The 20089-nt window shown below is 67.7% G+C and carries 14 protein-coding genes and 1 rRNA gene; 6 read left to right on the top strand and 9 right to left on the bottom strand.

Annotated elements, in window-relative coordinates; translation table 11 throughout:
• Positions 1-3: 3 nt before the first annotated feature.
• From AC5P7E_RS16045 to glyQ, 4 genes are all read right to left on the bottom strand, one after another.
• A complete protein-coding gene (locus tag AC5P7E_RS16045; RefSeq protein WP_111197075.1) occupies positions 4-3861 on the bottom strand; it encodes a translocation/assembly module TamB domain-containing protein in 3858 nt (1285 codons plus the stop codon).
• A complete protein-coding gene (locus AC5P7E_RS16040; protein WP_005414924.1) occupies positions 3858-5654 on the bottom strand; it encodes an autotransporter assembly complex protein TamA in 1797 nt (598 codons plus the stop codon). The genes AC5P7E_RS16045 and AC5P7E_RS16040 overlap by 4 nt, the downstream gene beginning before the upstream one ends.
• Positions 5655-5910: 256 nt before the next feature.
• Positions 5911-7986, bottom strand: a complete 2076-nt coding sequence (gene glyS, locus AC5P7E_RS16035) for a glycine--tRNA ligase subunit beta (protein ID WP_065183648.1) — start codon at positions 7984-7986, stop codon at positions 5911-5913.
• Positions 7987-8073: 87 nt separating this feature from the next.
• Complete coding sequence (glyQ, locus tag AC5P7E_RS16030; RefSeq protein WP_495222855.1) at positions 8074-8985, bottom strand: glycine--tRNA ligase subunit alpha; 912 nt, start codon at positions 8983-8985, stop codon at positions 8074-8076.
• A gap of 83 nt (positions 8986-9068) precedes the next feature.
• Here glyQ and AC5P7E_RS16025 point away from each other — a divergent pair, with 83 nt between their 5' ends.
• From AC5P7E_RS16025 to AC5P7E_RS16015, 3 genes are read left to right on the top strand one after another with little or no spacing between them, the layout of a single operon-like run.
• Complete coding sequence (locus AC5P7E_RS16025) at positions 9069-10904, top strand: GspE/PulE family protein (RefSeq protein ID WP_005414929.1); 1836 nt, start codon at positions 9069-9071, stop codon at positions 10902-10904.
• Positions 10876-11622 (top strand): glutamine amidotransferase, encoded by a 747-nt coding sequence (locus AC5P7E_RS16020; RefSeq protein WP_012481650.1) that lies wholly within the window; start codon positions 10876-10878, stop codon positions 11620-11622. Before AC5P7E_RS16025 ends, AC5P7E_RS16020 begins: the two co-directional genes overlap by 29 nt.
• A gap of 50 nt (positions 11623-11672) precedes the next feature.
• A complete protein-coding gene (locus AC5P7E_RS16015) occupies positions 11673-12584 on the top strand; it encodes a BPSS1780 family membrane protein (protein ID WP_005411674.1) in 912 nt (303 codons plus the stop codon).
• Between the two features lie 107 nt (positions 12585-12691).
• Here the strand turns inward: AC5P7E_RS16015 and tatC are convergent, their stop codons facing one another.
• The 4 genes from tatC to AC5P7E_RS15995 form a co-directional block, all read right to left on the bottom strand.
• Positions 12692-13441: a twin-arginine translocase subunit TatC gene (gene tatC, locus AC5P7E_RS16010; protein ID WP_005411675.1), complete on the bottom strand. Its 750-nt coding sequence runs from the start codon at positions 13439-13441 to the stop codon at positions 12692-12694.
• Positions 13438-13899 (bottom strand): Sec-independent protein translocase protein TatB, encoded by a 462-nt coding sequence (tatB, locus tag AC5P7E_RS16005; RefSeq protein WP_114618979.1) that lies wholly within the window; start codon positions 13897-13899, stop codon positions 13438-13440. The genes tatC and tatB overlap by 4 nt, the downstream gene beginning before the upstream one ends.
• 15 nt (positions 13900-13914) lie before the next feature.
• Positions 13915-14142 (bottom strand): Sec-independent protein translocase subunit TatA, encoded by a 228-nt coding sequence (tatA, locus tag AC5P7E_RS16000; protein ID WP_005420453.1) that lies wholly within the window; start codon positions 14140-14142, stop codon positions 13915-13917.
• 75 nt (positions 14143-14217) lie between these two features.
• A complete protein-coding gene (locus tag AC5P7E_RS15995) occupies positions 14218-15111 on the bottom strand; it encodes a lipid-binding SYLF domain-containing protein (protein ID WP_005411678.1) in 894 nt (297 codons plus the stop codon).
• A gap of 165 nt (positions 15112-15276) precedes the next feature.
• Between AC5P7E_RS15995 and hemH the strand changes: the two genes are divergently transcribed.
• The 3 genes from hemH to AC5P7E_RS15980 all read left to right on the top strand — a co-directional run bounded on the left by hemH (position 15277) and on the right by AC5P7E_RS15980 (position 19495).
• A complete protein-coding gene (gene hemH / locus AC5P7E_RS15990) occupies positions 15277-16239 on the top strand; it encodes a ferrochelatase (RefSeq protein ID WP_012481653.1) in 963 nt (320 codons plus the stop codon).
• Positions 16236-17090, top strand: coding sequence for an alpha/beta fold hydrolase (locus AC5P7E_RS15985; protein WP_005411680.1), 855 nt, complete (start codon positions 16236-16238; stop codon positions 17088-17090). Before hemH ends, AC5P7E_RS15985 begins: the two co-directional genes overlap by 4 nt.
• 290 nt (positions 17091-17380) lie before the next feature.
• Positions 17381-19495 carry a methyl-accepting chemotaxis protein gene (locus AC5P7E_RS15980; protein WP_114618981.1) on the top strand — a complete coding sequence of 705 codons (2115 nt, stop codon included), beginning with the start codon at positions 17381-17383 and terminating at the stop codon, positions 19493-19495.
• Positions 19496-19971: 476 nt separating this feature from the next.
• On the opposite strand, the gene rrf is transcribed toward AC5P7E_RS15980, so the two are convergent.
• A 5S ribosomal RNA gene (rrf, locus tag AC5P7E_RS15975) occupies positions 19972-20086 on the bottom strand.
• Between the last annotated feature and the right edge of the window lie 3 nt (positions 20087-20089).

Raw genomic sequence — 20089 nt, 5'->3', positions numbered from 1 at the left:
GGGTTACTTCTCCCGCCGCCAGTTGATCGACCCCCGGTTTTCCACCGTGCTCGACTCCACTTCCACGTCGAATCCGCGACGCAGCAGGTACTTCAGCGTGATCACCGAACCGGCACCGACCAGCGACACGCCGTAGCCGACGTACAGCTTGGGCGAGATGTACTTGCCAACACCGATCACCGAGCCGCCCAGCGCGCGCGACTGGCTCACGCCGGCATCGTCCAGGCCCAGCTTGGCGCCCAGCTGCGACGCCAGCAGGCCGCTGCCAGCCGAGAGCGCCGCCGAGGCCGCGTTGACCTGCTGGGCCTGGTCGCTGCTGGCACCGGTCAGGCTGCGGCCCAGCACCAGGTAGGCCAGTGCCTCGGACTGCGACATCGCCGGCTCGGACCACACGTCCGCGCGCGGCTGCTGCGCACGCCCGGTCACGTCGATGCCGGCGGTGACATCACCGATCCGGCGCTCGGCACGGATGTTGATGCGCGGGTCGGACACCGCGTTGTAGTTCCAGGTGAGGTTGCCACGGGTGATGGTCAGGTCCTGCCCGTATGCCTTGTAGCGACCACTCACTTCCAGGCCACCATTGGCGGTCATTTCGCGGCCAGGCTTGGCCCAGACCTGCATCTTGCCGGTCAGCGCGCCCTTCAGGCCGAAGCCGGTCATCTTGACCTTGTCGCCAAGGCTGACGGTCAGGTCCATGTCCAGCGGCGAGGTGCGCGACTCTTCCGGGTCGGCCGGGTCCAGCACCACCACGTCCTCGGACACCGAGGTGCCACGATCCAGGCGTTCGAGATCGATGTCGGCCTCGGGCACGTGCACGGTGCCGCGCAGCTCCATCGCCGCCTTGGCCAGGGTGAAGTCGAGGTTGGGGTTGGCGACGATGCGCAGCTCGCTGGTGTTGGACAGCAGCACGTTCTCGCCGTGGATCTTCAGCTGCAGCGGCTGTGCATCACCAAACCACGACAGGCCACCATCGACATAAAGCGTGCCCTGGCCCGAGTTGGCCTGCGCGGTGATCTTTGCCGAACCGTCGGGCTGGGCCACGAAGCTGCCCTTGCCCTGGTCGAAGGTCAGGCCCAGCGCGGGGAATTCGCCCTTGAAGTTGCTCAGCTGCGCGTCGCCGCCCAGCGACGGCTGCCCGCGCGTACCGCGCAGGCTGACGTGGCCTTCGATCAGGCCGGTCGGGCGCACGATGTCCGGCGAGAACAGCTCCAGCCAGTACAGCCGCGACATGTTGAGGTAGAGCTCGCCGTTCAGCGGCGCACTGGCCTCCCAGCCGGTCTGCATCCTGGCATCGACGAAGCCGTTGCCCTGGAAGCCCATGCCCAGGTAGCCCTTGATGCTGGCCGGGGTCATGTCGAGCTTGAGCGAGAACTGGTCATAACGCACCAGCTCGCCGCGGGTGGTATCCCCCACGGTGTTGCGGTTCTCGCCCAGGCGCACGCCGCCTTCCTTCGAGCGCACCTCTACATGGCCTTCCCAGGCATTGCCGCGCGGGCGGATCTGCGCGTCCAGGCTGACATCGCCACGCAGGTAGATGCGGCGGCCGGACTGCGGCGGCAGCCACGGCTGCACCAGCGCCAGCGGCAGCGCATCACTGCGCACCACCAGGCCCTCACGCGGCCAGTTGGCCTGTGCGCACAGCGCGCCGCTGCTGGCCGCGGCCAGACAGGCTTCGGACAGGGTGTAGGTGCTGCCGTTGATCGCGAACGCCGCCGGTGCACGCAACGACCAGGCATCGCCCTTCACCGGTGCGATGCGCAGCGACGCCAGTTCGCCGCGCCACTGCGCGCCCTGCTGGCGGACGCTGCCCTGCAGCTCGATCGCGCCCATCTCGTTGCGGGTCTGCGCGGCCAGACGCAGGTTGGAGACACTGCCCTGCGCATCCACGTTCAAGCGTTCCAGCAGCATGCCGGCGTTGACCTGCTGGCCCTGCACCGCCAGCGTGCCGCTGTCGCCGCGCCATGGCAGGTGGCCCTTGATGCTCACGCTCTCGGCGCCGTAGCCGTCCCAGTTGAGGTTGTTGCCCACCAGGTCGGCGGTGATGTCCGGCGCATCGCGCGGGCCCTTCACCTGTACCTGTCCACGCAGGCCGCCATCGGCGCCGGGCAGCAGATCGCTCAGCTGCAGCGGTTCGAAACGCGCGTCGATGTCGAGGCGATCACCCACCTTGCCCGACGCGGTCACCCGGCTGCTGCCCAGCGACAGCTTCAGATCGCCCTGGCCCTGCGCGCCCTGCAGCGCGAACTTGCCCTGTGCGTCGAGATTGCGCTGGCGCAGTATGCCCTTCAGCGACGGCAGGTCGACGGTGGCTTCCAGCGTGCCGGCCGTGCCCGGCGGCGCGTTTGCCGGCGGCGGCAGCTGGCGGCCCTTGGAGGCCAGGTTGCCGGACAGGCGGCCGTTCCAGCCCGGCACGAAATAGCCGGGGTCGAAGTCCTTCAGCGTGGCCTTGGCATCCCAGTCCAGCTGCGGTGCCCACGCCGCCTGGCCTTCCACCTGCAGCTGCCCACCCGGCGTCTGCGCCTGCAGCTGGTGGATCGACGCGGCCTGGTCATTGCCGCGTACGTCGAACTGCAGCTGTGCCTTCTGCTTTTCGCGTTCGACATCGGCACGGCCGATCGCGGCCCACGCCTTCAAGGTACCGGCCAGGCCGAAGCGCGCTTCCTTCAGGGTGACCGGCACCGGTGCGCTGCCGGCCGTGTTCGGATCGGGCGCCGGCACGTAGGTCAGGTCATGGGCGACCACCGAGAAATTGAGTTTCTGCTGGTCTTCCTGGCTGAAGTCGGCGGTGCCTTCCAGCCGTGCCTCACCGCCAAGCCCTTTCACCAGCAGGGGCGACACCTTCAGCACCTGGTCCTGCAGCGACACCACCGACGGTGCCAGCTCCAGCTCCTGATCACCCTGCTTCACCTTGCCACGCAGGTTGGCGTTGCCGCCCTTGCCAGCCGCGGTGAAGTCCAGTGCGAGTGGTGCGATCGCCGAGCTGGCCAGTGCCGGCGACAGCAGCGCCAGATCCAGTTCGTCGCTGCGGATGCTGGCGCTCCAGCTCGGATCGGTGCGGCCATCGAACACCAGCATCGCGCGCAGCGGCTTCGGCGCGCGCCCGGCTACGGCCACTTCCATGTGCGCCAGGTCACCGCGTGCCACCAGCCCCACCGTCGCTGCGGTACGGCCACGCGGGGCCGGCAACACTGCGGTGACGGTCACGTCGGTGTCGTAGTCCTTGGCCGGGATGTAGCGGCCCTGGGCGGTGAAATTGCCCATGTCGCTGTCCACGACCAGTTTGTGCGCCTGGAACTCGCCGTTGGCGATCTCGATGCCACCCCGCACACGGCTGATGTCGATCACCGGCTCGTTGGCCTGGCTGATGCGGAAGCCGTCGATGGCAATGGCATCGGCCTGGATCGCCAGCGGCATTTCGATCTGCGGCAGCGAATCGGGCCACGACGGCAGCTTGAACGGCTCGTCACTCTTGGCCAGGTTCAGCGTGGCGTTGGTCAGCTCCAGCTTGTCCAGCAGCAGCTTGCGGCCCAGCAGCGGACGCAGGTCCGGCTCCAGGTGCGCGCGCTCGGCGTGGAAATGGATGTCGTCGTAGCGGAAGTCGACGTTGTACAGGGTCAGCGGACCGGCCACCGGACCGTCCACCTTGTCCCAGGTGAAGCTGGCGCCCACCGGCAGCCGCGCCACCACCTGTGCCAACAGCACATCGCGGCCGGCCACGGTCTGCAGCAGCCAGTACACCGCCAGCAACGCCAGCAGCACCAGGCCGATCACGCCCACGCCGGACCACGCCCAGAAGCGGCGGCGGCGGTAGAAACGCACGCGCGGCGGCGGCGTGTTCGGGGTGGGTGCGGGCGTGCTCACAGGTCCGCTCCGATGTTGAGGTAAAGCTGGAACTGCGAATCCGGATTGTTCAGGCCATGCGCGATATCCACGCGCACCGGGCCCACCGGCGATTTCCAGCGCACGCCGAAGCCGACGCCGGTGTGCAGATCAATGGTGTTGTCGAATGCGCTGCCGGTATCGACGAACACCGCCGCGCCCCACGGGCCGCCATTGAAGTAGTGCTCGTACTCGGCCGAGCCGATCACCAGGTTCTTGGCGCCCAGCGCGTATTTGTCGGGTTTGGGTGTGCGCGGGCCGACTTCGCGGTAGGCGTAACCGCGGATGCTGCGGTCACCGCCCGCGAAGTAGCGCAGGCTCGGCGGCATCGCCACCAGATCGCTGGTCCAGGTGGTACCCCCCTCGCCGCGCAGGATCAGGCGGTTGCTTTCACCCACCGGGATGTACCAGCGCAGCACGGCGTTGGCCTGCACGAAGCTGGTGTCCGAGCCGGCACCTTCAACGCCGGCACGCATCGTCGCAGTACCGCTGATGCCCTTGCGCGGGAACATCTCGTCGTCGACGTTGACGTAGTCGGCAACCATCTGCGGGTACACCAGCGTCGAGGTGTTGTAGACGGCATCGGTGAATTCAGTGCCGGAGGCATAGCGCCAACGCTCGCGCAGTGCGTTGATCGAGGCGATCGCGGTCCAGTGCTCGTTGATCTCGCCGCTGCGGCTGGCGATCAGCTTGAAGTTGCGCAGGTCGATGTAATCGGTCTGCTCGTCATACGCACTGGCGGCGAAGGTGTACCAGCCGTCAAGCCAGTTGAAGGCGGGGATGCGGTAGCTGGTCACCAGGCTCTTGCGCTTCTGCGCATAGTCCAGCTGCGTGTTCATCTTGTGGCCGCGGTTGTTCAGGAACCGCCGCTCGATGCCGCCGCGCACACCCGGGCCACTCTCGCTGCCGTAGCTCAGACCCGCGGTATAGATGGTGCGCTTGGCGCGGGTCAGCTTCACATCCACCGGCACTTCGCCGTTGGCATCGGCCTGGTCGGGCCGTGGCTGGATGTCGATCACGCTGAAGTAGTCCAGCTTGGTCAGCGACTCGCGCAGCCGGTCCAGCTTGCCCTCGTGGAAGTAACTGCCCTGCTCCCAGTACACCAGCGGGTCGAACAGCTTGTCGACGAAGTAATCCTGCTCGAAACGCACCGGCCCCATGTTGTAGCGGCGGCCGCTGTCCCAGGTCAGGTCGATGTCGGCTGCGTTGTCGGCGCGGGTGATCTGCACCTGGCGCTGGGTGTAGTCGGCATCGAAGTAGCCACGCTCGGCCAGGCGACGGGTGATGGTGATCTTGCTGGCTTCGTACTGCGTGTGCTCGAAGCGCTGGCCCTTGCGGGGCTTGAATGCGGCCAGGTCGTCCTGCAGGTACTGGTCATACATCGCCGGCCCGGTGATGTCGATGTGCTCACGGCGCACGGTCACCGGGGTGCCCTTGTCGACATGGATCAGCACCCGCACATGCTCGTCCTCGCGCGGCGCCTCGACCTTGATCACCGGGTTGTAGTACCCGAAGGGTTCCAGTGCCTGGCGGGTCTGCCGCTCGGCCTGTGACAGCAGGTACTCCAGGCGCGATTCGCCCTGTTCCTTGCCGATCGTGTCGTACAGCGACAGCGATTCCTGGATGTTCTCGATGATCGCGGCGTCGTCGCCCTTGTCCAATCCCTTGATGTCCACCTTGTCGATGGTGCCGCGCGCGTGGGCCACGGAGGTGGCGGCCAGCGACAGGACCATCAGCGGCAGGGCGTATTTCTTTGGCTGCATGCGGCACAGCATACCGACCGAAGGTGACGATGCGAAATGCATCACGTCATTCGGGATCGGTTGTTAAGTGGCGGTCAAAATACGCGCCTTTGTGGCGATCCTCGTGATCGCAGGCGAGGATGCCGGCATCCTGCGCGATGCCGGCAATGATCCCGATGGACATCCACCGACGGCGATCCGGTAGTGCCGGCCGCTGGCCGGCAATCCACAGGTCGATGCGATGCGCGGTGGCAATGCCGGCCAGCAGCCGGCACTACCGATACGGGCATCAGCTCGACAGATGCTCGATCGCTGCCACCTTGCCCAAGCGCTCGCCCAGCATCGTCAGCAGCGCCAGGCGGTTGCCACGCAGCGCCGGATCTTCCGCATTGACCATCACGCCATCGAAGAACGCGTCGACCTGCGGGCGCAGGCGGGCCAGGCGCGCCAGCACCGCCACGTAATCCTTCTGATGCAGGCTGGCGCCGGTGTCATCGATGGCCGCGGTGACCGCTTCAGCCAGCGCGCGCTCAGCGTCTTCCTGCAGCAGCGCCGGGTCGATCTGGGCCGGAATGTCGCCTTCAGCCTTGCGGAGGATATTGCGGATGCGCTTGTTGGCCGCAGCCAGCGCCTCGGCTTCCGGCAGCGCGGCGAAGGTGCCGATCGCGTCCAGGCGGCGGTCGAAGTCATACAGCGAGACAGGCTTCAGTTCGGCCACCGCATTGAAGTGCGTGGCTGGCACGTTCTTGTCGCCGTAGTAACCCTTCAGGCGGTCGAGGATGAAGTCGTACAGCTCGCCGACGTCGGCCTGCACGTTGCGTGCGGCCAGGCCGGCGTTGGCGCTGGCCAGCAGTGCGCGCAGGTCCAGCTCGAAGCCGCTTTCGATGATCGTGCGCGCCAGGCCCAGCGCATTGCGGCGCAGCGCGAACGGGTCCTTGTTGCCGGTCGGCTTCAGGCCTGCGGCGAAGCCGCCGGCCAGGGTGTCCACGCGTTCGGCAATGGCCAGTACCTTGCCCAGCGGCGACAGCGCGATGTCATCACCGCCGAAGCGCGGCTGGTAGGCCTCGTCGATGGCCAGCGCCACCTCGGCCGATTCGCCACCGGCCACGGCGTAGTGGCGGCCGGCGATGCCCTGCAGCTCCGGGAACTCGTTGACCATGCGCGACTGCAGGTCGTTCTTGGCCAGTTCGGCAGCCCGCCTGGCCTGCGCGGCATCGGCGCCAACCTGGGGTGCGATCACTTCGGCCAATGCAGCCACGCGCGCCACCTTGTCGGCCACGCTGCCCAGCTTGGCCTGGTAGGTCACCGTCTTCAGCCCCTCACCCATCGACACCAGGCCCTGCTTCAGGTCCTCGTCGAAGAAGAACTTGGCATCGGCGAAACGCGGACGGATCACCCGCTCGTAGCCCTTGGCCACTTCGGCCACGTTCTTCGATTCGATGTTGGCGATGCCGATGAACTTCTCGGTCAGCGTGCCTGCGGCATCCAGCACCGGGAAGAACTTCTGGTTGATCTCCATCGTCTCGATCAGCGCTTCCTGCGGCACCGCCAGGAACGCGGGCTCGAAGCTGCACAGCACCGCCGACGGCCATTCGACCAGGTTCACCACCTGCTCCAGGTTGTCGTCGGTGATGCGGGCGCTGCCACCGGCCTTGGCCGCAGCGGCCTCGACCTCGGCGACGATGCGCGCGCGGCGCTCGCTCGGGTCGACCAGCACGAACGCGGCGCGCAGCGCTTCAACGTAGTCCTGCGGCTGCGCCAGCGACACCGCCTGGTCATGGTGGAAGCGATGGCCACGGCTGACGCGGCCGGCCTGCAGACCGAACAGTTCGGCCTCGACCACGTTGGCGCCGTGCAGCAGCACCAGCCAGTGCGCCGGGCGCGCGAAGCCCCAGGCGTGGTCGCCCCAGCGCATCGGCTTGGGAATCGGCATCGCCGCGATCGCCTCGCGCAGGATCTCCGGCAGCAGGCTGGCGGTGCTCGCGCCCGGGGTCACCGCGCGGTGCACGAAGCGCTCGCCCTTGTTGTCGGTGGTCTTCTCCAGCGCGGTCCAGTCGATCCCGGCCTTGGCGGCGAAGCCCTGCAACGCCTTGGTCGGCTGGCCTTCGGCGTCCAGCGCGATGTTCAGGTACGGGCCCAGCACTTCGCTGTGCTGCTCCGGCTGTTCCAGGCCGACGCCCGGCAGCAGCACGGCCAGTCGGCGCGGGGTCGACAGCGGGCGCGCATCGCCCAGTTCCAGCGCGACGCCGCGCTTGCGCAGGCCTTCGACGACACCGTCGAAGAACGCCTGGGCCAGGCCCGGCAGCGCCTTGACCGGCAGTTCCTCGGTGCCCAGTTCGATCAGCAGGGGGGACAGTTGGCTCATCGGTTCGATCCTGTGGTGGGGGCGCAGCGCGCAACGCGTCCGGCGCCCCGGGTAGTTGATGAAAAGCGGGTCGGTGCGGGAGGGCCGTCAGGCCTTCTTCGCACCCGGGAAGCCCAGCTTCTCGCGCTGCTCGTAGTACGCCTTGGCCACCGCCTGGGCCAGCGAGCGCACGCGCAGGATGTAGCGCTGGCGCTCGGTCACGCTGATCGCACGGCGCGCATCCAGCAGGTTGAAGGTGTGGCTGGCCTTCATCACCTGCTCGTAGGCCGGCAGCGGCAGGTTCACTTCCACCAGCTTCTGCGCCTCACGCTCGCAGGCGTCGAAACGGTGGAACATTTCTTCCACGTCGGCGTATTCGAAGTTGTAGGTGCTCTGCTCCACCTCGTTCTGGTGGTAGACGTCACCGTAGGTCACCGGCTGGCCGTCCGGGCCGTAGGTCCAGATCAGGTCGTAGACGTTGTCGCAGTTCTGCAGGTACATGCACAGGCGCTCGAGACCGTAGGTGATCTCGCCCAGCACCGGGCGGCATTCCAGGCCACCGGCCTGCTGGAAGTAGGTGAACTGGGTCACTTCCATGCCGTTGAGCCAGACTTCCCAGCCCAGGCCCCACGCGCCCAGCGTCGGCGATTCCCAGTTGTCCTCGACGAAGCGCAGGTCGTGCACCAGCGGATCGATGCCCAGTGCCTTCAGCGAATCCAGGTACAGCTGCTGGATATTGTCCGGCGCCGGCTTCATCGCCACCTGGTACTGGTAGTAGCGCTGCAGGCGGTTCGGGTTCTCACCGTAACGGCCATCGGTCGGGCGCCGCGACGGCTGCACGTAGGCCGCATTCCAGCCTTCCGGACCGATCGCACGCAGGAAGGTGGCCGGGTGGAAGGTACCGGCGCCCACCTCCAGGTCGAGCGGCTGGATGAGCACGCAGCCCTGCTGGGCCCAGAACTGGTTCAGGGTCTGGATCAGGCCCTGGAAGGTGATCGGAACGGTCGGGGTCGCGGACATGCGTACGAGTCTTGGCCGGCAAGGGGGTGCGCTAGTATAACGGCCGACCTGCGGGGCATTCCGTACCCGGGAGGAGCAGGCAGATGGAACATCGGCTGCCGGCAGGCACGCCCGGCGAGGCGGACGGCGTACCGCTGCCCTGGGGACGGCTGCATTTCGAGCAGATTGCCGCGGCCCTGACCGCCGATGGCCTGGTGGCCGAGCAGGACCGCGAGCGCATGCGGTTTTCCGCACAGGGCGCGCGCAACGCCAGTGAAGTGCATCCGCTGGTGCTGCTGTCCAACCTCAAGCTGGCCGCCACCGGCGGCGGCGAACTGACCCTGGAACGCCTGACCGAGTGGCTGGCGCAGCGCACCGGCAGCCGTTACCTGCGCATCGACCCGACCCGAGTGGACGTCGCTGCGGTGACCGCGCTGGTGTCGCATGCCTACGCCCGCCGCCACCGCTTCCTGCCGCTGGCGGTGGATGCCGAGCGCGTGCTGGTAGCCACCAGCGAGCCGCTGGTGCAGGAATGGCGTCGTGACCTGCAGCACCTGACCCGCCGCCGCATCGAGCTGGCGGTGGTCAACCCGCTGGACCTGCACCGTTACACCATGGAGTTCTACGGGGTGACCCGCTCGGTACGCGGCGCCCGTGGCGACGTGCGTGGCGAGGCCAGCACCACCCTGCCCAGCTTCGAGCAGCTGGTGGAGCTGGGCCGCACCGGCGACGTCAATGCCGACGACCAGCACATCGTGCACATCGTCGACTGGCTGCTGCAGTACGCCTATGAGCAACGCGCCTCGGACATCCACCTGGAACCGCGCCGCGAGATGGGGCGCATGCGCTTCCGCATCGACGGCGTGCTGCACAAGGTGTTCGAGGTGCCACCGGCGGTGATGACCGCCGTGGTCAGCCGTATCAAGGTGCTTGGCCGGATGGACCTGGCCGAGCGCCGGCGCCCGCAGGACGGCCGCATCAAGACCCGCTCGCCGGGTGGCCGCGAGGTCGAGATGCGCCTGTCGACCATGCCCACCGCCTTCGGCGAGAAGTGCGTGATGCGCATCTTCGACCCGGATGCCGCGTTCAAGAGCATCGACCAGCTCGGTTTCAGCCCGCAGGAGGCCGCCGGCTGGAATGCGCTGGTCGAGCGCCCGCACGGCATCGTGCTGGTCACCGGCCCGACCGGCTCGGGCAAGACCACCACCCTGTATTCCACGCTGAAGCGGCTGGCCACGCCGGACGTGAACGTGTGCACGGTGGAGGATCCGATCGAGATGATCGCGCCCGAGTTCAACCAGATGCAGGTGCAGGCCAACATCGACCTGGACTTCGCCAGCGGCGTGCGCACCCTGCTGCGGCAGGACCCGGACATCATCATGATCGGCGAGATCCGCGACCTGGAGACCGCACAGATGGCGGTGCAGGCCTCGCTGACCGGCCACCTGGTGCTGTCCACCCTGCATACCAACGACGCGCCCTCGGCGGTCACCCGCCTGCTCGACCTGGGCGTGCCGCATTACCTGCTGGCCAGCACCCTCAACGGCATCCTCGCCCAGCGCCTGGTGCGCACGCTGTGCCCGCACTGCAAGCAGCCGCACAGCCTCGGCGCGGCCGATTGGGCGGTGCTGGCTGATAGCCATGCTGCATATCCAGATGCCGCCACGCCCTGTCGGCCGGTCGGTTGCCTGGAATGCCGGCGCACCGGATTCCTCGGCCGCATCGGCCTGTATGAGTTGCTGCCATTGGGTTCGCGGCTGCGCGGGCAGATCCGCGCCGACATGGACCTGGCCGGTTTCACCCGTGCCGCGCGGGCTGAAGGGCTGCGAACCCTGCGCCAGGCCGGGCTTGAAAAGGTGGCGCAGGGGCTGACTACAATCGAGGAAGTCCTGTCAGTGCTGCCGCCCCCGGATGAACCCAGCCCCGTTCCTGATCCTTGAAACCGGCCGACCGGTGCCGTCATTGCGCCGCTACGGGCGCTTTCCGCACTGGATCCGCGTCGCCGCCGGGCTGGAAGAACACGAGACGGTGGTGGTCGATGTCGAGCACGGTGGCGCCCTGCCCGACCCTCATGCCTTCGCCGGCGTGCTGGTGACCGGCTCGGCCGCCTTCGTCACCGACCATGCCGACTGGAGCGAGCGCAGCGCCGCGTGGCTGCGCCAGACCGCCCACGACGACCTGCCGGTATTCGGCATCTGCTACGGCCATCAGCTGCTGGCACATGCGCTGGGTGGCGAGGTGGCCTACAACCCGGCCGGCCGCGAGTCCGGCACGATCGAACTGGAACTGCAGCCGCAGGCCGCGCAGGACCCGCTGTTCCAGGGCCTGCCGCAGCACTTTGCCGCCCATGCCACCCATCTGCAGACCGTGCTGCGCGCGCCCGATGGTGCCGAGGTGCTGGCCCGTTCACCGCTGGATGGCTGCCATGCCTTCCGCTGGGGCCGCCAGGCCTGGGGCGTGCAGTTCCATCCGGAGTTCGCCACCCACCACATGCGTGGCTACGTGCGTGCCCGCGCCGACTGCATCGGCCGCCACGGCGGCTGCGCCCGCAGCATCGAGCGCGCGGTCAGTGCCGCGCCGCTGGCCCGCCAGCTGTTGCGCCGCTTCGTCCGCCAGGCACGGCTGTCTTCAGCCCAGCCGGTGGCAAAACAGGGATAATCGGCGGCACGGGCAGCCGCCCGGCCCCCTCCTGTCCTTCCCGGATGTCCATGAAAGAGATTCGCAAGCTGCCGGCTTCGGCGGGCGCCCAGTGGTTGCTGGATACGTTCTCCCTGTACCGGCGTGCGCCGCTGCAGCTGGCCCGGATCGGCCTGACCTGGCTGCTGGTGAGCTGGGTGGTCACCTTGTTGTCGACGCTGATTCCTGGCGCTGCCGGCATGGCCGTGCAGCTTATGACGCTGGCCATTTCGCCGATCATGTTCGGCGGCATGCTGTATGCCGTGGGCGAGATCGATGAAGGCCGCCCGGGCCTGGCCTCGCACCTGCTGCAGCCGATCCGCGACCACCGCGTCAGCCACCTGCTGGTGCCGCTGGCGATCCAGGTGCTGGCGGTGCTGCTGCTGGGCGCGCTGCTGTTCCTGATGATCGGCCGCGAGGGCTTCACCGCCTTCAGCGAGGTCATGACCAAGATGGAAGAGATCAGCCGCAGTGGCCAGCAGATCAAGCCGGATGACGCGGCCGCGCTGGTTGCCAACCTGCCGGCCAAGCGCATCGCGCTGTGGATGCTGCTGGTGTTCCTGAGTGCGGTCGCGCTGTCGCTGGCGATGTTCACCCAGCCGGCGCTGGTGGTGTTCGACAAGCAGAGCGGCATGCACGCGCTGCGCCTGAGCCTCCAGGGCTGCATCGAGAACATCGGCGCGATGATCGTGTTCGCCGCGCTCGGCCTGATCGCCGCGTTCTGCATGTACATCCTGTTCGTGATCGTGATCCAGATCGCGATGCTGATCGGCGGCCCGCTGGCCGCCGCCTTCATCGCCCAGCTGGTACTGACCACGGTGCTGATGCCGCTGTATGTCGGCGCGGTCTACGCTGCGTGGAAGCAGATGTTCGTGCACCGCGGCAGCCGCGCGGCGCCGCCGATCCCGACCACGCCGACCTCCAGCGACGTGTTCCACGCCTGACCAGAACGCAGGTAGATCCACGCCATGCGTGGATAGAAAAGGGGACGGAGGGGATTAAGTCGTTAAAGGCAAAAACGACTTAATCCCCTCCGTCCCCTTTTTGTCTTTCAGGCGGCGGGCTTCTTCACTACCGACGACGGCACCAGCCAGCGTGCGGCGTGGATACCCAGCTCGTACAGCAGGCACATCGGAATCGCCAGCATCAGCTGCGACACCACGTCCGGCGGGGTCAGCACCGCCGCCAGCACGAAGATGCCGACGATCGCGTAGCCGCGGCCTTCCTTGAACTGCTGCGGCGTCACCCAGCCCAGCAACACCAGGATCACCATCGCCACCGGCAGTTCGAAACTGCCACCAAAGGCGAAGAAGATCGCCAGCACGAAGTCCAGATAGGCATTCGCATCCGGTGTGATTGCGATCACGTCCGGGCTGAAGGTGGTGAGGAAGTGGAACACCGCCGGCAGCACCAGGAAATACGCAAAGGCGCAACCGGTGTAGAACAGCAGCACCGATGACACCAGCAGCGGCACCGCCAGGCGCTTCTCGCGTGCATACAGACCGGGCGCGACGAACGCCCACAGCTGGTACAGCAGCCACGGTACCGCCACGAACAACGCGACGAAGAAGGTCAGCTTCAGCGGTGCGAAGAAGGCACCGGCCGGGTTGGTGGCGATCATCGTCTGCCCGTTCGGCAGCTGCGAGACCAGCGGTTCGGCCAGCGCGTTGTAGAGCTTCTGGGTGAACGGCAGCAGCGCCAGCAGCACCACGCCCAGGCCCAGCAATGCGCGCACCAGCCGGCCGCGCAGTTCCACCAGGTGTTCTACCAGCGAGCTCTCGCCGAAATCCTGTTCACTCATGGGTGGCGCTCCGTGCTCTGCGCCGGCGGCGGCGTACCAGCTTCAGCGGGCGCGGCCGAAACCGGCTCGGCGGCACCACCGTCCTGCGCTGGTTCAACGGCATCGGGCGCGGCGCTCATGTGCGGCGGCAGATCCGCGGGCGCCGGTGCACGGACGTGCTGCACCAGGTCATCGCCCTGCTGCTGCGCCTGCTGGGCTTCGCGACGGATCGCTTCACCGCTGGCGCGCAGCTGGTTCTCGGTGTCCTGCATGCCCTGGCGCACATCCTGCATCTGCCGCTTGATGTCCTCTGCCTGCAGTTCGCGCTCCAGTTCCTGTTTCACCGAATCCCATTGATTGCGGGCGCGACGCACCCACAGGCCGGCGAAGCGGGCCGCCTTGGGCAGGCGCTCGGGACCGAGCACCACCAGGGCGACCACTGCAATCACCAGCAGTTCGCTGAAGCCGATATCGAACACCGCAACCGCTCCGGATCAGCGAGCGTTACGGTCGTGCTCGTCCTGCGCGGTGCGCGACGCGTCCTGGCTGCGCGACTCATCGCCCAGCTGCGCGTTCGGCTTGTCCTCGTCGCGCATGCCCTTCTTGAATTCCTTGACCGCCGAACCGAGGTCCTTGGCGCCGCTGGTCAGGCGCTTGGTGCCGAACACCAGCAGGACGATGGCCAGCACGACCAACCAATGCCAGATGCTGAAACTGCCCATAAAGACGCTCGTTACGTTAGTGATCAGGCTGTCGAGCATAGCGCACCGGCTGTCAGCCGGCGCGCGTGACGAAAGTCAGTTTCCGCCCAGCGTTTCCGTACGGATCTCGCCGTCATTCACCGGCTGGAAGCCCTGCTGCTGCGGCGGCGGGGTCTGCGGCACGTTCTGCAGCGGCGCGGTGGTGGCCTCAGCCGGCGCAGCCGGTGCTGCCTGAACAGGCGCCGGAGCAGCTGCCGGGGCGGCAGCCGGGCGCGGCGCGCTGCCGCCGTTGCCGCTGCGGTTGTTGCGCGCCGCGTAGGTGGCCTCTTCCAGGCGATCGCGGAAGGCGACCACATCCATCGACGGCGAACCGGCGGCGCGGCCTTCGAAGATCATCCGCGGCGTGGTGTTGCTGCCGTAGGCGTCCAGATTGGCGGCATCGTCGATCTGCAGCACCGCGCCATCCAGCGCGACGCCGGCAAACAGGCCGCGGGCGCGCGACCAGGACCAGATCTCGGCCTTCAGCTGGCCGTCGGTGGCCGCGGCGGCGTTGCGGCCCACCGGACCGGCGGCGACGCCAGCGTCGGCACCCAGCGTGAACTTGCCGTTGACCAGGTTGTCCAGGCTGCGGTCGTTGCGGAACACCAGCACCACATCGGAGGACTGCACGCCGGCCTGGAAGCCGATGCTGCCGCCGGTGAGCTTCACGAACACCGGGTTGGACCAGGCGCCGTTGGGCATGCGCACCGACATCAGGCCGTGGCCACGACGGCCGCCAATGACCAGACCGGCCTTGATCGTGTCGGGAATGACGATGACCGCGCGGCCTTCGTCCAGCAATTTATCCGGAATGCCCTGTTCAGGGATTTCCTGGATTTCAGCCAGCACGCGCACGGCATTGCGCGCACGCTGGTCTTCCTGCGGCCCGGCCATGGCCTGGCTGGACAGCAGGCTGGCGGCGATCAGCAGGGCTTGGATCGGGCGACGCATGGCAGGCTCCAGAAGTCAGTCCATAGGAAGATATAGCAAGTGACTGAAATTAGTAGCGTTGTCATGAATCCCCAATGAGCGTTCCCTGCTCACATTGATGCGCGCTATGCCCGCAATCCGAACCCTGCATCCCGGCGCGACACCGGATCGGCGACAATACCGCCCATGCTCGACGCACCCGATACCGCCGTGCTGGCGGTCAACCTAGGCACGCCCGAGACGCCGACGGCCCCCGCCGTACGCCGTTACCTGGCTGAATTCCTGTCCGACCGCCGCGTGGTCGCGATCCCGCCACTGCTGTGGCAGCCGCTGCTGCGCGGACTGATCCTGCCCCTGCGCAGCAGTCGTTCGGCGGCCAAGTACGCCCAGGTCTGGCTGCCCGACGGCTCACCGCTGATGGTGCATACGCGCCAGCTGGCGCAGGCCATGCAGGCCCTGTTGCCGACCCTGACAGTGCGTCATGCGATGCGTTACGGCGAACCCGCGCTGGCCAGCGAGCTCGACCGCCTGGCAGCCGACGGTGCGCGCCGCATCGTGGTGCTGCCGCTGTATCCGCAGTACTCCACCACCACCACTGCCTCGGTCGAAGACCGCGTCGATGCCTGGCAGCGCCGCAATCCTGGCGTGACCGTCAGCCTGGTGCGCGACTATTCGGTCGATCCGGGCTGGGTCGAGGCCGTGGCCGGCTCGATCCGTCGCTACTGGGAACAGCACGGTCGCGGCCAGATGCTGATGTTCTCCTTCCACGGCATCCCGCAGCGCCTGGCCGATGCCGGCGATCCGTATCCGCAGCGCTGCGAGGCCAGCGCACAGGCCATCGCCAAGGCGCTGGAACTGGGCAGGGACGAGTGGCAGATGGGTTACCAGTCGCGTTTCGGCCGCGAGCGCTGGCTGCAGCCGTATGCCGAGCCCAGCCTGTGGGCGCTGGCCGAATCCGGCGTGAAGCAGATCGACGTGGTGTGCCCCGGCTTCGCCACCGACTGCCTGGAGACGCTGGAAGAAGTCGCGCTGGGGTTCACCGAAACACTGGCCGAGCGCGGCGCGACGATGCGCTACATCCCCTGCCTCAACGCCGAACCGGAGCACGCACGCGCGCTTGCGCGGCTGGCCGTGGCCTCGCTGGCATGAGTCTGCAACCGTTTGAACTGGAGGTCGGTGGCGCGCGCGTCGCCGGCCTGCGCAACCACGGCGATGGCCCGCGCGTGCTGGCCCTGCACGGCTGGCTCGACAACGCGGCCAGCTTCGTGCCGCTGGCGCCGCATCTGTCGTCGCTGCAGCTGGTTGCCATCGACCTGCCCGGTCATGGCCACAGCGCGCATCTGCCGGCCGGTGCCAGCTACACCACGGCCGCCGCGATCTGCCACGTGCTCGACGTCGCCGATGCACTGGGCTGGGACCGCTTCAACCTGCTCGGCCATTCGATGGGTGCCGGCATCGCCAGCCTCACCGCCTCGGTCAGTGATCGCGTCGAGCGCCTGGTGGCGATCGAAGCGCTCGGCGGCCTGCGCGGCCCCGAGGAAGAAACCGCCAACCGCCTGCGCGAGCATGTGAATGCCACGCGCGCACTGGCACGCAAGCAGCTGCGCGTGTTCCCCGACCTCGCCGCGCCGATCCGCGCACGGATGATGACCAACCAGCTCAGCGAGCACTGTGCACGGTTGCTGGTCGAGCGCGGCGTGGAACCGGTCGAGGGTGGCTACCGCTGGTGCAGCGATCCGCGCCTGATGCTGCCCACTGCGATCCGTCTCAGCGAAGGCCAGATCGACAACCTGCTGCAGGCCATCGCCTGCCCGACGCAGGTGATCTATGCCACGCCAGCGCAGTCCTACTACCCCGAGCCGATGCGCAGCGATCGCCTGCAGCACCTGCGCGATGGGCGGTTGGCAGTGTTTCCCGGCAACCATCACCTGCACATGGAAGATCCGGAACAGATCGCAGGCGTGATCCTGCGCTTCTTCAGCAACGACAACGCGGGCTGAGCAAAGGTATCCGCGCGCTTCACTCTGCGCGTCTGCGGCCGATACATCAGTTGCGGGCCCCTGCGTCCGCAGCACGCAGGTCCGGTCGGGCCTGCGGCGTGTGTCTGGTTCTGCAAGGAAGTCCGCATGCCTGCTCCATTGCACCGTCACCCACAGGATGTGGCCGCGGTGTCCCGTCTCCGCGTCGCTGATCGCGTCGCATTCCCCGAATTCCCGGCTCGCGCCCTGGTCACGCACTCCTGCGTGCGCCGCGGCGTGGCCGTTGTCGTCTGCTGATCCAGGAGTCGCCGATGTCCGTTGCATCCTCCCGTCCCCCCGATACCGCCCGCCTGCCGCACCTGCCGCACCTGCAGCAGCTCGCGCACCGCGCTGACCGCCGCCTGCTGATCGGCAGCGCGGTACTGGCCCTGGCTGGCCTGGCGCTGGCCCTGCGCGGCCCGCAGGTGCAGGCTGCCGCGTTGGCGGCCGTCGCCGTGCTGCCAGCCGCGTGGTTGGGCGGGGCCCAGGCGGGCCGGGCCGTCGCCCGCAACGGTCTGGCGTTGCTGTTGTCGCTGCAGCTGGCTGTGTTGTGCGCGATCATCAGCCTGTCACCGGCATTGCCGATTGCCCTGCTGCTGGGCGTGCTGCTGGGCCATCGCGATCGCCTTCCGGTGTGGCTGGCCGGTGGCGTCGGTACCCTCGCCCTGCTGGCACCGCTACAGGGCGGTGCCGCGCTGTGGCCGACGCTGCTGCAGGCCGGCATGCTCGCGGGCCTGACCCTGTTCCTCGGCCAGGTCGCACTGCGCCTTCGGCAGCAGACCGAGGCCCTCGGCCACGGCCCGCGTCGGCTTGCCGCGCTCGCACGCGATATCGCCACCGGTGCCGATCTTGGCGCGCATGCCGATACCGGCGCCTATGCGCCGGGTTCACTGGCCCACGCCCTGGCCGACACTGCACGCCACGTGCAGGCCCAGCGTGGGCGCGAAGCCGCGTCACATGCCGAGAACGCGCAGATCCGCCAGGCCCTCGATGCCTCGCGCACCGCGATGATGATCGCCGACAACGACCATGTGATCCGCTACGTGAACCGCTCGGTGGTGGCACTGCTGCGCAACCAGCAGGCGACGTTGCGACAGGCCTTCCCCGATTTCGACGCCGAGCGCCTGGTCGGCAGCAGCATCCATCGTTTCCACGCCAACCCGGACCGCATCCGCGCGATCCTCAACGGCCTGCAGGTAGCGCACAACGGCAAGGTACAGATCGGCCCGGTGCACTTCGCGCAGGTGGTCACGCCGGTGTTCGACGCGCAGGGCGTGCGCCTGGGCTTCGCCGTGGAATGGCATGACCGCACCCATGAGCTCGCGCTGGAGAATGCCGTGGCCGGCATCGTCGCAGCGGCAGCGGCCGGTGACCTCGACCAGCGCCTGCAGGCCACTGAAGGCGCCAGCTTCCTCGATGGCCTGACCGGTGGCATCAACCAGCTGCTCGATACGCTCGGCAGCACCGTCAACGAAGTGCGGCAGATGCTCTCGGCACTGGCCAACGGCGATCTGGATCGGCGCATGCACGGCGAGTATCACGGCGCCTTCGCTGCCATCCAGCGCGATGCCAACGCCACGGCCGGGCAGTTGGCACGCATGGTCGGCCGCATCCAGGAATGCGCGGCGTCGATCAGTACCGCCGCCAGCGAGATTGCCGCTGGCAACGGCGCGTTGTCCGAGCGCAGCGAGCGCCAGGCCGCGCACCTGCAGGAGACCGCAGCATCGATGGAGGAACTGACCGCCACCGTGCGCCAGAACGCCGCCCATGCGCGTGAGGCCAGTGCGTTGGCGGCCTCCACGCAGAGCGCTGCCAGTGACGGCAACACGGCCATGCAGCGGGTGGTGGATACCATGCAGGCCATCGAAGGTGCCTCGAAGCGGATCGGCGACATCACCGGCGTCATCGACGGCATTGCCTTCCAGACCAATATCCTGGCGTTGAACGCAGCGGTGGAGGCGGCACGCGCCGGCGAGCAGGGCCGAGGCTTTGCCGTGGTGGCCAGCGAGGTGCGCGTGCTGGCGCAGCGTTCGGCGGCGGCCGCACAGGAGATCAGGAAGCTGATCGACGAAGCGGGCCGGCAGGTGGGCGAAGGTGCCCAGCTGGTGGCCGATGCCGGCCAGCGCATGCAGGGAATTGTCGGCGGCGTGGAGGATGTCAGCCACCTGATGCGCGAGATATCCGCGGCGTCGCAGGAGCAGTCGGTCGGTATCGAGCAGATCAACCAGACCGTGGTGCAGATGGATCAGGCCACGCAGCAGAATGCGGCGCTGGTGGAAGAAGCCACCGCTGCCGCACGCGAGCTGCAGAACCAGGCCGGCACGTTGACCGAAGCAGTCTCGGTATTCCGCCAGCAGGAACCGCTCGAGGTCTCGCGGGTCGCCTGATCCTGGCCTTCCATTCGAGTCTGATCAGGACGGCGCCCGCAGGGCGCCGTCTTTTTATGCGTGACCTGCCCCTGGTAGTGCCGGCCGCTGGCCGGCAACCGATTGCTGTGTGGGCCTGCTGTTGGTAGCGGCCAACCTTGGTTGGCGCCGCTGTTCCTCGCAGGGGGTATCCACGCATGGCGTGGATCTACCGGGCGATGTAATGCCATCGGGTTGCCGGCCAGCGGCCGGCACTACCCGGTGTTTACCGCGCACAAAGTTGCCGGCCGCTGGCCGGCAAACGACCGCTGTGCGCGCCTGCTGGTAGCGGCCAACCTTGGTTGGCGCCTTGGCTCCTCGCAGAGGGCATCCACGCATGGCGTGGATCTACCGGGTGATGCAATGCCATCGGGTGCCGGCCAGCGGCCGGCACTACCTGCATTTTCTGCGCACAAAGAAAAACCCCGCTGCGTAAGCAGCGGGGTTTTGGGTGTAAACCCTGGCGATGACCTACTCTCGCATGGCTTGAGCCACACTACCATCGGCGCAGCTGCGTTTCACTTCCGAGTTCGGGATGGGATCGGGTGGTTCCACAGCGCTAATTTCACCAGGGAG

This window comes from Stenotrophomonas sp. YJH_SMC_25 (genome assembly GCF_059369595.1).
This window is presented reverse-complemented; position numbering and strand designations above follow the sequence as displayed.